The organism is Pseudomonas sp. TWRC1-2 (genome assembly GCF_049896685.1).
In the GTDB taxonomy this organism is placed as follows: domain Bacteria; phylum Pseudomonadota; class Gammaproteobacteria; order Pseudomonadales; family Pseudomonadaceae; genus Aquipseudomonas.
This window is the reverse complement of record NZ_JAFCUU010000003.1, coordinates 683,848-696,936: the sequence shown is the minus strand read 5'-3', so window position 1 is coordinate 696,936 and position 13,089 is coordinate 683,848. Positions and strand designations below refer to the sequence as shown.

The following is a 13,089-nucleotide window of genomic DNA, read 5'->3' as shown; positions in this document are numbered from 1 at the left end:
ACGCGTGCTCCTTAAGGTGTCTGCAAAAACCGCAGGGAGCCTGAAATGAGCCTATTAGAAGACAACCAAGCCACCGACCTCGAACAGATGGTCGGCCTCACCCGCCGCCGTTTCATCGGCGCGGGGGCCTTGTGCGGCGCCGCGATGTTCCTCGGCGGCAACCTGCTGAGCCGCAGCGCCCTGGCTGTCAACGCCGCGTCCAGCAGCCCGTTGCTGGGCTTCCCCAGTATCGCCGCTAACACCCGCGACGCAATCAGCCTGCCACCCGGCTACAGTGCTTCGGTGTTGATCAGCTGGGGCCAGCCATTGCACAAAAACGCGCCGGCGTTCGACCCCTCTGGCAACGGCAGTGCCAAGGCCCAGGAGCAACAGTTCGGCGACAACAACGACGGGATGAGCCTGTTCGCCTTCCCCGGTGACGACAACCGCGCGCTGATGGCGATCAACAACGAATACACCAATTACCGTTACCTCTACGCCCACGGCGGCGCGCCGCAATCGGCCGAAGACGTGCACAAGGCTCAGGCCAGTGAAGGCGTGTCGGTGATCGAAGTGCGGCGCACGGGCGACACCTGGCAGTTCGTGCAGGACTCGCGCTACAACCGGCGCATCCACGGCAACTCGCCGATCCGCCTGAGCGGTCCGGCGGCCGGCCACGACTGGCTGAAAACCCGCGCCGACAAAACCGGTAAAAAAGTCCTCGGCACCTTCCAGAACTGCGCCAACGGCAAGACCCCGTGGGGCACCTATCTGACGTGCGAAGAGAATTTCACCGACTGCTTTGGCAGCAGCAACCCACAACAGGCCTTCGACGCCGGGCAAAAACGCTATGGCGTGGTGGCAGCCAGCAAAGAGATCAACTGGCATCAACACGACCCGCGTTTCGACATGGCCAAGAACCCTAATGAACTCAACCGCCATGGCTGGGTAGTGGAAATCGACCCATTCGACCCGCAATCCACGCCGACCAAACGCACCGCCCTGGGCCGCTTCAAGCACGAAAATGCCGCCCTGGCTGAAACCCGCGATGGCCGCGCCGTGGTGTACATGGGCGATGACGAGCGCGGCGAGTTTATCTACAAGTTCGTCAGCCGCGACAAGATCGACCACAAGAACCCCAAGGCCAACAAAGACCTGCTCGACCACGGCACCTTGTATGTGGCGATCTTCGACGCAGGCGACGGCAACGCCGACCACCCCAAGGGCACCGGCCAATGGGTCGAACTCAGCCATGGCAAAAACGGCATCGACGCCAGCACCGGTTTCGCCAGCCAGGCCGAAGTGCTGATCCACGCGCGCCTGGCCGCCAGCGTGGTCAAGGCCACGCGCATGGACCGCCCGGAATGGATCGTGGTCAGCCCTACCGACGGCCAGGTCTATTGCACCCTCACTAACAACGCCAAACGTGGTGAGGAAGGTCAGCCGGTAGGCGGCCCGAACCCGCGTGAGAAAAATGTCTACGGCCAGATCCTGCGCTGGAAAGCCGATGCCGATAACCATGGCTCCAACACGTTCTCCTGGGACCTGTTTGTAGTGGCCGGCAACCCCGGTGTGCATGCCGGCACGCCGAAGGGCGGCTCGTCCAATATCAACCCGCAAAACATGTTCAACAGCCCGGACGGCCTGGGCTTCGACAAGGCCGGGCGCCTGTGGATTCTCACCGATGGCGACTACAGCAACGCGGGTGACTTCGCCGGCATGGGCAACAATCAGATGCTGTGCGCCGACCCGAGCACCGGGGAAATCCGCCGGTTCATGGTCGGGCCAGTGGCGTGCGAGGTGACGGGAATTAGCTTTTCGCCGGATCAGAAGACGCTGTTTGTGGGCATTCAGCACCCGGGCGAAACCGGTGGGTCGAGCTGGCCGGAGCATCTGCCGAATGGCAAGCCGCGGTCGTCGGTGATGGCGATTCGGCGCGATGATGGCGGGATCGTCGGCGCCTGATAGGCCCCAATCGGGGGCAAGCCCCCTCCCACACTTGACCGCGTTTCTACAGGTTAAACGCGGCCTGCTGTGGGAGGGGACTTGCCCCCGATGAGGCCAGCACAGACACCACCTATCTATCGCCGTGTGCGTTACCATACCGGGCCGGACGCGGCGCCCTGCTGCGCGCAGGAGTTCGCATGGCCCATCCGTTTGAAACACTCACCCCCGACCTGGTTCTCGACGCTGTCGAAAGTATCGGCTTCCTCAGCGATGCTCGCATTCTGGCGCTCAACAGCTACGAAAACCGCGTCTACCAAGTGGGTATCGAAGACTCTGAACCGCTGATCGCCAAGTTCTATCGGCCGCAGCGCTGGACCAACGAAGCGATCCTTGAAGAACACCGTTTCACCTTCGAACTGGCCGAGTGCGAAGTACCGGTGGTCGCCCCGTTGATCCACAACGGCGAAAGCCTGTTCGAACACGCGGGTTTCCGCTTCACCCTGTTTCCGCGCCGCGGTGGCCGTGCGCCAGAGCCGGGCAATCTTGATCAGCTGTATCGCCTGGGTCAGCTGCTTGGCCGTTTGCACGCCGTCGGCTCAACCCGCCCGTTCGAACACCGTGAGGCGTTGGGGGTGAAGAACTTCGGTCACGACTCCCTCACGACCTTGCTGGAAGGTAACTTCATTCCGAAAAGCCTGCTGCCAGCCTACGAGTCCGTGGCCCGCGACCTGCTCAAGCGCGTGGAAGAGGTCTACAAAGCCACGCCGCACAAGAACATCCGCATGCACGGCGACTGCCACCCCGGCAACATGATGTGCCGCGACGAGATGTTCCATATCGTCGACCTGGATGACTGCCGCATGGGCCCGGCCGTACAGGATTTGTGGATGATGCTCGCCGGTGATCGGCAGGAATGCCTGGGCCAGCTGTCGGAATTGATGGACGGTTATCAGGAATTCCACGACTTCGACCCGCGCGAGCTGGCGCTGATCGAACCCCTGCGCGCCTTGCGCCTGATGCACTACAGCGCCTGGCTGGCGCGGCGCTGGGATGACCCGGCGTTCCCTCACAGCTTCCCGTGGTTCGGCAGCGAACGCTATTGGGGCGATCAGGTGTTGGCGTTGCGTGAACAACTGTCGGCGCTCAATGAAGAACCGTTGAAACTGTTCTGACCCTGCCGCTACGCCTTGTGAGAGCTGGTGTGTCGGGTCGCCGCATCGCTGCGATGCAGGCACCTCGGTGTATCAGTCACATCGAGGTGACGCCATCGCAGGCAAGCCAACTCCCACAGAAAAGCAGCATCCCATCGCCTGACAAAAATCCTTACAATTGCGCCTTTGTTAGCTGCCTATGCAAGGATTCTGCAATGCAACCCGCCAACCCCCGCAAGGGTTACATCCTGGGCCTGAGCGCCTATGTCATCTGGGGCCTGTTCCCGATCTATTTCAAAGCCATCGCCAGCGTTCCCGCCGCCGAAATCATTGTGCACCGCGTGCTGTGGTCGGCGCTGTTTGGCGGTTTGCTGTTGATGGTGTGGAAACACCCGGGATGGCTTCGTGAACTGCGCGATAACCCCAAGCGCCTGGCGATTCTGGCACTGAGCGGTGCGTTGATTGCCGCCAACTGGCTGACGTATGTGTGGTCGGTCAACAGCGGGCGCATGCTCGAAGCGAGCCTGGGTTATTACATCAACCCGCTGGTGAATGTGCTGCTGGGCATGCTGATTCTCGGCGAACGCCTGCGGCGCTTGCAGTGGATGGCCGTCGGGCTGGCGGCGGTGGGTGTGGCGCAGCAGGTATGGCAGGTGGGCAGTTTGCCGTGGGTGTCGCTGGTGCTGGCGCTGACGTTTGGCTTTTACGGGCTGATCCGCAAGCAGGCGCCCGTCAAGGCGCTACCGGGGTTGGTGGTGGAAACCTGGATGCTGGTGCCGATCGCTGTCGCCTGGCTGCTGTTCAACCCGTCGGCGCACAGCGCACAGCTTGAGTTTTGGGGCACTTCCGAAGCCTGGTGGCTGGTGGCGGCCGGCCCGGTCACGCTGATCCCGCTGGTGTGTTTCAACGCTGCTGCGCGGCATTTGCCTTACACCGCCCTGGGTTTTTTGCAGTATGTGGCGCCCACCCTGGTGCTGTTGGAAGCGGTGTTCCTGTTCGGCGAACACTTGGCCACCAGCACGCTGATCGCGTTCGCGTTTATCTGGGCCGGCCTGGTGGTCTACAGCCTGGACGCCTGGCTGACCCTCCGCAAACGCTGATCAAATAACGTACAAACCTCTGCAAGCCACAGCGGGCCTGGCTTGCAGACATCCACCCCAAGGTTATCCACAACCTGATCCCCGCCATTTGTGCACAAGCCCTTGAAACTGCTCGTTTTTTGCTCAACTCGAGAAGAAGCCCGGCCGGCGTGGCCTGGCGCCGGGTCTCTACAGGTTATCCACAGGCCCATGCAAGATTTCCATGCATAACCCTGTGGGCCGTTATTCTTCGTGGTGCAACTCGACCATCAAGTCATCCGCCAGGGTTTCCAGGGACAGTTGCAAGGTATCCAGGGATAACGCTGTCGGCACCTGCAGCAATGCCTCGGCGGTAAACAACGGATCACCGCTCATGGGCGCCGGGCGCACATCCGTGCTCAGGCTTTCAAGGTTCACCCCCTGTTTGCTCAACAGCGCCGTGATCTCGCGCACGATGCCCGAACGGTCGTTGCCCACCAGCGTCATCAGGATCGCCTTGGACGCCGCGGTCTGCCCTGAACTGCCCTCACCCACCAGCACGCGAATGCCGTGTGTGGATAAGTCCTCCAGCGCGTTCACCAAACCCTGACGACTTTCGGCGGGAACACTGACCCGCAGGATCCCGGCAAACTGCCCGGCCATGTGCGCCATTCGGCTCTCCAGCCAGTTGCCATCGTGGGCGGCAATATTCTGCGCAATGCGTTCAACCAGGCCGGGTTTGTCGGCGGCAATAATAGTGAGTACAAGATGGTCCATGGCGAAGCCCTCTGAATTCAATCTACAAGGTGGACGCAGGCGCCCTCGAAAACAAATCGTGTACCATTTTTATATTTATCTGGAACAATCTGATAGTTTTTTGAGAACATCCAATACCCCACTGTGACCGCACGACCAAAGTGGGTCGCTAAACGACGTATTTAGTCAAATTTTCACAACCGCAACTCATCATGTAGTATGCAAAACCGCGCACTACATAACGTTAGGTCGATGTCTGCCAAGGCACCAACGTATCGCGACAACCCGCCAGCCCAGCCGCCTTAACGGCATGTACTGGGGGATCGGGTTCGTGGTTTAAATGGCCAGAGGCTTCATTGGTAAATTGAAAAGCTGAAAAGCGCATAAGCTCCGCAGAGTGAGGCAAGCAATGACTGAACACGTTCAAGTCGGTGGCCTGCAGGTCGCCAAAGTCCTGTTCGACTTCGTGAACAACGAAGCCATTCCCGGTACCGGCATCACTGCCGACCAGTTCTGGGCCGGCGCCGACAAGGTCATTCACGACCTGGCACCGAAGAACAAAGCCCTACTCGCCAAACGCGACGATTTCCAGGCGCGGATCGATACCTGGCACCAGACCCACGCCGGCCAGGCCCACGACCCGGTGGCCTACAAAGCCTTCCTGCAAGACATCGGATACCTGCTGCCAGAAGCCGCAGACTTCCAGGCCTCGACCCAAAATGTCGATGACGAAATCGCCCGCATGGCCGGCCCTCAGCTGGTTGTGCCGGTGATGAACGCCCGTTTCGCCCTCAACGCATCCAACGCGCGCTGGGGCTCGCTGTATGACGCGCTGTATGGCACCGACGCCATCAGCGAAGCCGACGGCGCCGAGAAGGGTAAGGGCTACAACAAAGTGCGCGGCGACAAAGTGATTGCCTTCGCCCGTGCTTTCCTCGACGAAGCCGCACCGCTCAGCGCCGGCAGCCATGTCGATTCCACCGGCTACAAGATCGCTGATGGCAAGCTCATCGTCAGCCTCAAAGGCGGCAGCAACAGCGGCCTGCGCGATGATGCACAACTGATCGGTTTCCAGGGGCCGGCGGACCAGCCGATCGCCATTTTGCTGAAACACAACGGCCTGCATTTCGAGATCCAGATCGACGCCAGCACGCCTGTCGGCCAGACCGATGCGGCCGGCGTCAAAGACGTGCTGATGGAAGCCGCGCTGACCACCATCATGGACTGCGAAGACTCCGTCGCCGCCGTGGATGCCGATGACAAAGTGGTGATCTACCGCAACTGGCTCGGCCTGATGAAGGGCGACCTGGCCGAAGAAGTGGCCAAGGGCGGTAAGACCTTCACCCGTACCATGAACCCCGACCGCGTCTACACCGGCGTGGATGGCCAGGACGTGACCTTGCACGGCCGTTCGCTGCTGTTCGTGCGCAACGTTGGCCACTTGATGACCATCGACGCGATCCTCGACAAAGACGGCAACGAAGTACCGGAAGGCATTCTCGACGGTCTGCTCACCAGCCTGGCGGCAATCCACAGCCTCAACGGCACCAGCAGCCGCAAGAACAGCCGCACCGGCTCCGTGTACATCGTTAAACCGAAAATGCACGGCCCGGAAGAAGCTGCGTTCACCAACGAGCTGTTTGGCCGTATCGAAGACGTGCTGAACCTGCCGCGCAACACGCTCAAAGTCGGGATCATGGACGAAGAGCGCCGCACCACGGTCAACCTCAAGGCCTGCATCAAGGCTGCCAGCGAGCGTGTGGTGTTTATCAACACCGGCTTCCTCGACCGCACCGGCGACGAAATCCACACCTCCATGGAGGCCGGCGCGATGGTGCGCAAGGCGGCCATGAAGGCCGAGAAATGGATCGGCGCCTACGAGAACTGGAACGTCGATATCGGCCTGAGCACCGGCCTGCAAGGGCGTGCGCAGATCGGCAAAGGCATGTGGGCGATGCCCGACCTGATGGCGGCGATGCTTGAACAGAAAATCGCTCACCCACTGGCCGGCGCCAACACCGCTTGGGTACCTTCGCCCACGGCGGCTGCACTGCACGCGCTGCATTACCACAAGGTTGATGTGTTCGCGCGTCAGGCCGAACTGGCCAAACGCGAGCGCGCGTCGGTGGACGATATCCTGACCATTCCTCTGGCCAGCAACACCGATTGGTCCGATGAGGAAATCCGCAACGAGCTGGACAACAATGCCCAAGGCATCCTTGGTTATGTCGTGCGCTGGATCGATCAAGGCGTCGGCTGCTCGAAAGTGCCAGACATCAATGACGTCGGCCTGATGGAAGACCGCGCCACCCTGCGCATCTCCAGCCAGCACATCGCCAACTGGCTGCGCCATGGCATCGTCAACGAGGCCCAAGTGATGGAAAGCCTCAAGCGCATGGCGCCGGTGGTAGACCGTCAAAATGCTGGGGATGCCCTGTATCGCCCCTTGGCGCCGGATTTCGACAGCAACATCGCGTTCCAGGCAGCGGTGGAGTTGGTGATTGAAGGGACCAAGCAACCCAATGGTTATACCGAGCCGGTGTTGCACCGTCGGCGCCGAGAGTTCAAAGCCAAAATGGGCGTGTAACTAGCGAATGGAGACGTCCCTGATCAAAAGATCAGGGACTGATCCTGCAAGAGCAATCAAGTCACGGATAGAGGTAGTTCAACTCAGCCGTCCCCTTGATCTCCAGGTCGCGCCTTCCATCGTTAAACTTCCCACTGAACGTATATTTTAAGTTGTCGGTTGAGTTGGCGGACGTCACTTCAACCGTACCGGCAACAGGCAGAAGCATATCGCCCATGCTGCATCCGAATCTGGAATCAGCCTCCTCGAACTTGTACGTCGTGGTGCCATCCTCGATGGCGGGAACAAATGACATCGAGACTGAAGTACGGGTCGCAGAATCTGTACTTTGAAAGTGATTACTGTCACCCGAAACGCTCGTGGAGCTGGTGGTGCGTAAAAGCTTACCGTTGTGGAAAATGTCCGCTTTAATCTTGCCAGCGATTTTCATGACTGACTCCTGGTGGTGAGTGAAGGGGGCGACCGTTCCCGACCGCCGCGCACTCATCCAGTAAACAGCCCCACCTATTGCTTGCCTACTGTCAGAATTGACAGTGCTCGCCTGATACCGACCAGTGGAAGTTACTGCGCCATTCCCAACTCGCGCTTGACCATCTTCGCCAACTTCACGCTGTCGATAGGCTTGAGCAAAAAGTCCACCACACTCAAGTGCATTGCATCGATGACATCCGGCGCTTCAGCGTCCCCGGACATGATGATGATCGGTAGCGCCGCCCGAGGAGAGCTGCGCACTTGGCGAATCAATTCCAGGCCATTGCTCGGCGCCATGCGCAGGTCGGTGATCAGCAAACCGATGGAGCTGCTGGAGCTCAACAAATCCCACGCCGCCTCTCCACTGTCGGCGGTCATGCAGCGAATGCCGTCCAGGCCCAGAATCTCCGCCAGCAATTCGCGTGCATCTTTGTCGTCGTCGACGATCAACACACGTTGTGGCGGTAAATCAGGCTCCAGCATCACAGCGCTCAGTGCCTCGCGCTCTGCATCACTCAAAATATCGTGGTCGGGCATACGTTTCTCAGCAGTTTTCATCAATCTCCCAGCACACTCGTCAGACATCTGCGGAAGGGCGAACAATGTGCACTTCGTCGGAAAGTTTGACTAGTGGGCGTTCTACGGGGTTTGCACGATAGCCATGTAAGGTTTTTCCCTAGTCGCCAATGGTTTGACCGCTACCTAGACTTACGTCCAATGGGCACCCAGGGCACGGGGGCCGACCATAAAGGACGATAACGACAAGAAACTGCGGTCACTGTTATGAGTAAAGCTGATGCTTTCACGCAGGCGGGAAAAACCGCCGTGTTGCAGAACATCCACGGCACCCTGCAATTCCTGCAACGCTTTCCCCCGTTCAACCAGATGGAAAACGCACACCTGGCGTATCTGGTCGAACAGTGCCAACTGCGCTTCTATGGCCAGGGCGACAGCATCCTCAAACCGTCGAGCGGGCCGGTGGAGCATTTCTTCATCGTCAAGCAAGGCCGCGTGGTCGGCGAGCGCCCGCTGCTCAATCAAGATGCGACGCAAACCACCTTCGAAATCACCACCGGCGAGTGTTTCCCCCTCGCTGCGCTGCTGGGCGAACGCGCGACCCGCACCGAGCACAAGGCCGCCGAAGACACCTTCTGCCTGCAACTGAACAAGCCGGCCTTTATAAAGCTGTTCGCGCTCTCGAGCCCGTTTCGCGACTTCGCCCTGCGCGGCGTCAGCAGCCTGCTGGACCAAGTGAACCAGCAGGTGCAGCAAAAAGCCGTGGAAACCCTCGGCACCCAATACTCGTTGAACACGCGCTTGGGCGAATTGGCCATGCGCCATCCGGTCACTTGCAGCCCGAGCACGCCGCTGCGCGAGGCGGTCACCCTGATGCATGAGCAGCAAGTGGGCAGCATCGTGATCGTCGACGCACACAAGGCGCCTCTGGGGATTTTCACCCTGCGCGACCTGCGTCAGGTAGTGGCCGATGGCATCAGTGACTTCAATCAGGTCATCCAATGCCATATGACCCAGGCGCCGTTCTATTTGAGCCCGGACCACAGCGCCTTCGACGCCGCCATTGCCATGACCGAACGGCACATCGCCCATGTGTGCCTGGTCAAAGACCAGCGCCTGTGTGGCGTGGTCTCCGAGCGCGACCTGTTTTCCCTGCAGCGGGTGGACCTGGTGCACCTGGCGCGCACCATCCGCAATGCGCCACGCGTGGAAAACCTGGTGGCAATTCGCGGTGAGATCGGCCAATTGGTCGAACGCATGCTCGCCCATGGCGCCTCGTCCACCCAGATCACCCACATTATTACGCTGCTCAACGATCACACCGTGTGCCGGGTGATCGAACTGACCCTGGCCGACAAGGGCGACCCCGGCGTGCCGTTCAGTTGGTTGTGTTTTGGCAGCGAGGGCCGCCGCGAGCAGACGCTGTATACCGACCAGGACAACGGCATCCTGTTCGACGCCAAGGATGCCGCCGAAGCCGCCGAGATTCGCGGCCGCTTGTTGCCCTTGGCACAGCAGATCAACCAGAGCCTGGCGTTGTGCGGTTTCAGCCTGTGCAAGGGCAACATCATGGCCGGTAACCCCGAACTGTGCCTGTCGCGGGCCGAATGGGCGCGACGCTTCGGGGCGTTTATCCGTGAGGCCACGCCGGAGAACCTGCTGGGGTCGAGCATCTATTTCGATTTGCGCGTGGTGTGGGGCGATGAACAGGGCTGCGAGCAACTGCGCCAGGGCATTCTCGATCAAGTCGCGGACAACCGGCTATTCCAACGCATGCTGGCCGAAAACGCCTTGCGTCAGCGCCCGCCGGTGGGGCGTTTCCGCGACTTTGTGCTGACGCGCAAAGGCGGCGAAAAGGCCACCCTCGACCTCAAGGTGCAGGGCCTCACGCCCTTTGTCGATGGCGCGCGCCTGCTGGCCCTGGCCAATGGCATCCACGCCAACAACACCCTGGAGCGGCTGCGCCAGTTGGTGGACAAAGAAGTCATCGAGCGATCGGACGGCGCCGCGTACGAAGAGGCCTACCACTTCATCCAGCAAACCCGCATGCAGCAGCACCAACTGCAAACCCGCGAGAACCAGCCGTATTCCAACCGCGTCGACCCCGACAGCCTCAACCACCTGGACCGGCGCATCCTGCGTGAATCCCTGCGTCAGGCGCAGCGCCTGCAAAGCAGCCTGACCTTTCGGTACCAACTGTGAGTTTGTTCAGCTGGCTGCGTGCGAAAAAACCCGGGCTCGACGCGACCCAGCAGAGGCGCCTGGCGCAGCTGCCCGCACCCGCCGTGCTGGGGGATGGCGCCTTGCGCAACCAGCGCTGGGTAGTGGTCGATCTGGAAACCAGCGGCCTGAACCTCAACCGCGACCACGTGCTGTCCATTGGCGCGGTGGTGATTGAGGACGGTGCGGTGGATTTCTCGCAAATGTTCGAGCGCACCTTGCACCGTGCCGAAACGAAGCTCAGCCCCAGCGTGCTGATTCACGGCCTAGGCCCCAGCGCCATCGCCGCCGGCACCGACCCGGTCGAGGCGCTGCTGGACTTCATGGCGTTTGTTGGCGACAGCCCGCTGCTGGCGTTCCATGCCCCCTTCGATCAACACATGCTGAGCCGCGCACTCAAGGACAGCCTGGGCTATCGCCTGGCGCACCCGTTCCTCGACGTCGCCGACATCGCCCCGCTGCTGTGCCCCGACGCGAATATCCGTGAAGCCGGGCTGGACGACTGGATCAACCACTTCAAGCTGCAGGTCGGTGAGCGCCATCACGCCAGCGCCGACGCCCTCGCCACGGCAGAGTTGATGCTCATCCTGTTGAGCCGTGCGCGTGCGCAGCACATCGACTCCCCGCAGGCGCTTCAAACGCGCGTGAGCCAATGGAAACGGCGCAAACAAGCGCCATCGTTTTAATAGCACCGCCCGACAGACGCCAATTGCGCGCGTTCCTTGCCTCTGACACAATCGCGAATAATTCTCGTTAGTTTAAACCTCTTGTTTATTCGGTGATGCCTTGTCGTCGGTCCAGACCCCACACACTGAGCTTGTTGGCGCGTTGTATCGCGACCATCGTGGCTGGCTGTTGGCGTGGCTGCGGCGCAATGTGGCCTGCCCCAGCCGCGCCGAAGACCTGAGCCAGGACACGTTCATGCGCCTGCTGGGCCGTGACGAGTTGCGCGAACCCCGCGAGCCACGGGCGTTTCTGGTGGCTATCGCCAAGGGGCTGCTGTTCGACTACTTCCGGCGTGCGGCCCTGGAACAGGCCTACCTCACTGAACTGATGCTGATCCCGGAAAGCGAACACCCGTCGCCGGAAGAGCAGCAACTGATCCTCGAAGACCTCAAGGCCATCGACCGCTTGCTCGGCAAACTGTCGAGCAAGGCCCGCGCCGCCTTCCTCTATAACCGCCTCGACGGCCTGGGCCACGCCGACATTGCCCAGCGTCTTGGCGTGTCGGTGCCCCGCGTGCGCCAGTACCTGGCCCAAGGCATTCGCCAGTGTTACATCGCACTGTATGGCGAGCCGCTGTGAGCGTGGTCAGCGCCAAGCCGGTCTCGGCGCGCGTGCTGGATGCCGCGATTGCGTGGCAACTGTCGCTGGACTCAGGTGACGGCAGCTTCGTTGCACAGGAAGAATTCGCCAAATGGCTGGCCAGCGATGAAGAACATGCGCGCGCCTGGCGCCAGCTGGGCATGCTCGACCAGCGCTTCAGCGTGGCCTCAGGGCCCGCGCGCGCGGCGCTGCTGCAGTCGCGCGAAGGCATTCGCCAGCGCGTGCGCAAGCTTGGACGCGGCGTGGCAAGCATCGCGCTGCTCTGCGCCCTGGCCTTGTTTGCCGGTGAGCGTTATGTGCCGATCCATTATTGGCTGGCCGACCAACGCACCGCCACGGGCGAGCAACGCACGCTGAAACTGGCGGACGGCACGCTGATCAACCTCAATACCCACACGGCCATCGACGTGCGTTTCGACGAAAAACGCCGGCTGATCGTGTTGCAGGAAGGCGAAATTCTGGTCGAAACCGGCCACAACGATGCGCGCCCGTTTTATGTACAAACCCGCGATGGCAGCCTGCGAGCGCTGGGGACGCGGTTTATCGTCAAGCGCGAAGACCACGCCACACGCTTGAGCGTGCTGCAGTCCGCCGTGGCTGCCCAGCCCCAGGCGCTGCACAAGGAACAGATCTTCAAGGAAGGCCAGCAAGTGCTGATGCGCAGCGACAGCCTCGATCCTGCGCGTGCCGTCTCTGCCGCCGCCGACGCCTGGACGCGCGGCATGCTGGTGGTCGACAACGCCCGCCTGGGCGATGTGGTCGAGGAACTCAGCCGCTACCGCAGCGGCTATCTGGGTGTGGATAAAACTGTGGCCGATCTGCGCATCACCGGCAGCTTCCCGCTGCACGACACGACGCTGGCGCTGAACGCACTGCTGCCGACGCTGCCGGTACAGATCGAGCAGCACACACCGTGGTGGACCCAGGTGGTCGCAAGGCCGGCGCAAGGCGGTTCGGTTAGCAATAATTGAATCGAACCTATCTCGAAACGTTACAAAAAACTGTCATTTCTCACAGGTACGTCGCCCTTTTTTTTGCCATCCAATGAGCCTTCGTTTTTTCCAGCACCCTGCTGGTG

Annotated in this window: 11 protein-coding genes; 8 read left to right on the top strand and 3 right to left on the bottom strand. The window is 61.0% G+C overall.

What is annotated here, in order from left to right; all coding sequences use genetic code 11:
• The first annotated feature begins 45 nt into the window (after positions 1–45).
• From ACP7B3_RS12055 to rarD, 3 genes are all read left to right on the top strand, one after another.
• Positions 46–1,944: a PhoX family protein gene (locus tag ACP7B3_RS12055; protein ID WP_426178867.1), complete on the top strand. Its 1,899-nt coding sequence runs from the start codon at positions 46–48 to the stop codon at positions 1,942–1,944.
• 179 nt (positions 1,945–2,123) lie between these two features.
• Entirely contained in the window at positions 2,124–3,098 is a 975-nt protein-coding gene (locus ACP7B3_RS12050) for a serine/threonine protein kinase (RefSeq protein ID WP_106575556.1), read from the top strand.
• A 194-nt stretch (positions 3,099–3,292) separates the two neighbouring features.
• Positions 3,293–4,177: an EamA family transporter RarD gene (gene rarD / locus ACP7B3_RS12045; RefSeq protein ID WP_426178865.1), complete on the top strand. Its 885-nt coding sequence runs from the start codon at positions 3,293–3,295 to the stop codon at positions 4,175–4,177.
• Positions 4,178–4,399: 222 nt separating this feature from the next.
• Here rarD and ACP7B3_RS12040 read toward each other — a convergent pair whose 3' ends face one another.
• Positions 4,400–4,912 carry a glycine cleavage system protein R gene (locus ACP7B3_RS12040; RefSeq protein ID WP_145157496.1) on the bottom strand — a complete coding sequence of 171 codons (513 nt, stop codon included), beginning with the start codon at positions 4,910–4,912 and terminating at the stop codon, positions 4,400–4,402.
• A gap of 388 nt (positions 4,913–5,300) precedes the next feature.
• Between ACP7B3_RS12040 and ACP7B3_RS12035 the strand changes: the two genes are divergently transcribed.
• Positions 5,301–7,478 carry a malate synthase G gene (locus ACP7B3_RS12035; protein WP_106575559.1) on the top strand — a complete coding sequence of 726 codons (2,178 nt, stop codon included), beginning with the start codon at positions 5,301–5,303 and terminating at the stop codon, positions 7,476–7,478.
• 61 nt (positions 7,479–7,539) lie between these two features.
• Here the strand turns inward: ACP7B3_RS12035 and ACP7B3_RS12030 are convergent, their stop codons facing one another.
• A complete protein-coding gene (locus ACP7B3_RS12030) occupies positions 7,540–7,908 on the bottom strand; it encodes a hypothetical protein (RefSeq protein WP_145157499.1) in 369 nt (122 codons plus the stop codon).
• Between the two features lie 131 nt (positions 7,909–8,039).
• Positions 8,040–8,486, bottom strand: coding sequence for a response regulator (locus ACP7B3_RS12025; protein WP_145157501.1), 447 nt, complete (start codon positions 8,484–8,486; stop codon positions 8,040–8,042).
• 246 nt (positions 8,487–8,732) lie between these two features.
• Here ACP7B3_RS12025 and ACP7B3_RS12020 point away from each other — a divergent pair, with 246 nt between their 5' ends.
• The 4 genes from ACP7B3_RS12020 (at position 8,733) to ACP7B3_RS12005 (ending at position 12,982) form a co-directional block, all read left to right on the top strand.
• Positions 8,733–10,667 carry a putative nucleotidyltransferase substrate binding domain-containing protein gene (locus ACP7B3_RS12020; protein WP_426178862.1) on the top strand — a complete coding sequence of 645 codons (1,935 nt, stop codon included), beginning with the start codon at positions 8,733–8,735 and terminating at the stop codon, positions 10,665–10,667.
• On the top strand, positions 10,664–11,371 hold the full coding sequence (locus ACP7B3_RS12015) for a 3'-5' exonuclease (RefSeq protein ID WP_242200698.1): 708 nt from the start codon (positions 10,664–10,666) through the stop codon (positions 11,369–11,371). Before ACP7B3_RS12020 ends, ACP7B3_RS12015 begins: the two co-directional genes overlap by 4 nt.
• Before the next feature lie 100 nt (positions 11,372–11,471).
• Positions 11,472–11,990, top strand: a complete 519-nt coding sequence (locus ACP7B3_RS12010; RefSeq protein WP_124418608.1) for an RNA polymerase sigma factor — start codon at positions 11,472–11,474, stop codon at positions 11,988–11,990.
• A complete protein-coding gene (locus ACP7B3_RS12005) occupies positions 11,987–12,982 on the top strand; it encodes a FecR domain-containing protein (protein WP_404485494.1) in 996 nt (331 codons plus the stop codon). Before ACP7B3_RS12010 ends, ACP7B3_RS12005 begins: the two co-directional genes overlap by 4 nt.
• Positions 12,983–13,089 lie beyond the last annotated feature (107 nt).

Bases quoted from the DNA above. Each gene is read 5' to 3' on its own strand.
- ACP7B3_RS12055 (WP_426178867.1), top strand. From the start codon at position 46: ATGAGCCTATTAGAAGACAACCAAGCCACCGACCTCGAACAGATGGTC.
- rarD (WP_426178865.1), top strand. From the start codon at position 3,293: ATGCAACCCGCCAACCCCCGCAAGGGTTACATCCTGGGCCTGAGCGCC.
- ACP7B3_RS12050 (WP_106575556.1), top strand. From the start codon at position 2,124: ATGGCCCATCCGTTTGAAACACTCACCCCCGACCTGGTTCTCGACGCT.
- ACP7B3_RS12040 (WP_145157496.1), bottom strand. From the start codon at position 4,912: ATGGACCATCTTGTACTCACTATTATTGCCGCCGACAAACCCGGCCTG.
- ACP7B3_RS12035 (WP_106575559.1), top strand. From the start codon at position 5,301: ATGACTGAACACGTTCAAGTCGGTGGCCTGCAGGTCGCCAAAGTCCTG.
- ACP7B3_RS12020 (WP_426178862.1), top strand. From the start codon at position 8,733: ATGAGTAAAGCTGATGCTTTCACGCAGGCGGGAAAAACCGCCGTGTTG.
- ACP7B3_RS12025 (WP_145157501.1), bottom strand. From the start codon at position 8,486: ATGCCCGACCACGATATTTTGAGTGATGCAGAGCGCGAGGCACTGAGC.
- ACP7B3_RS12030 (WP_145157499.1), bottom strand. From the start codon at position 7,908: ATGAAAATCGCTGGCAAGATTAAAGCGGACATTTTCCACAACGGTAAG.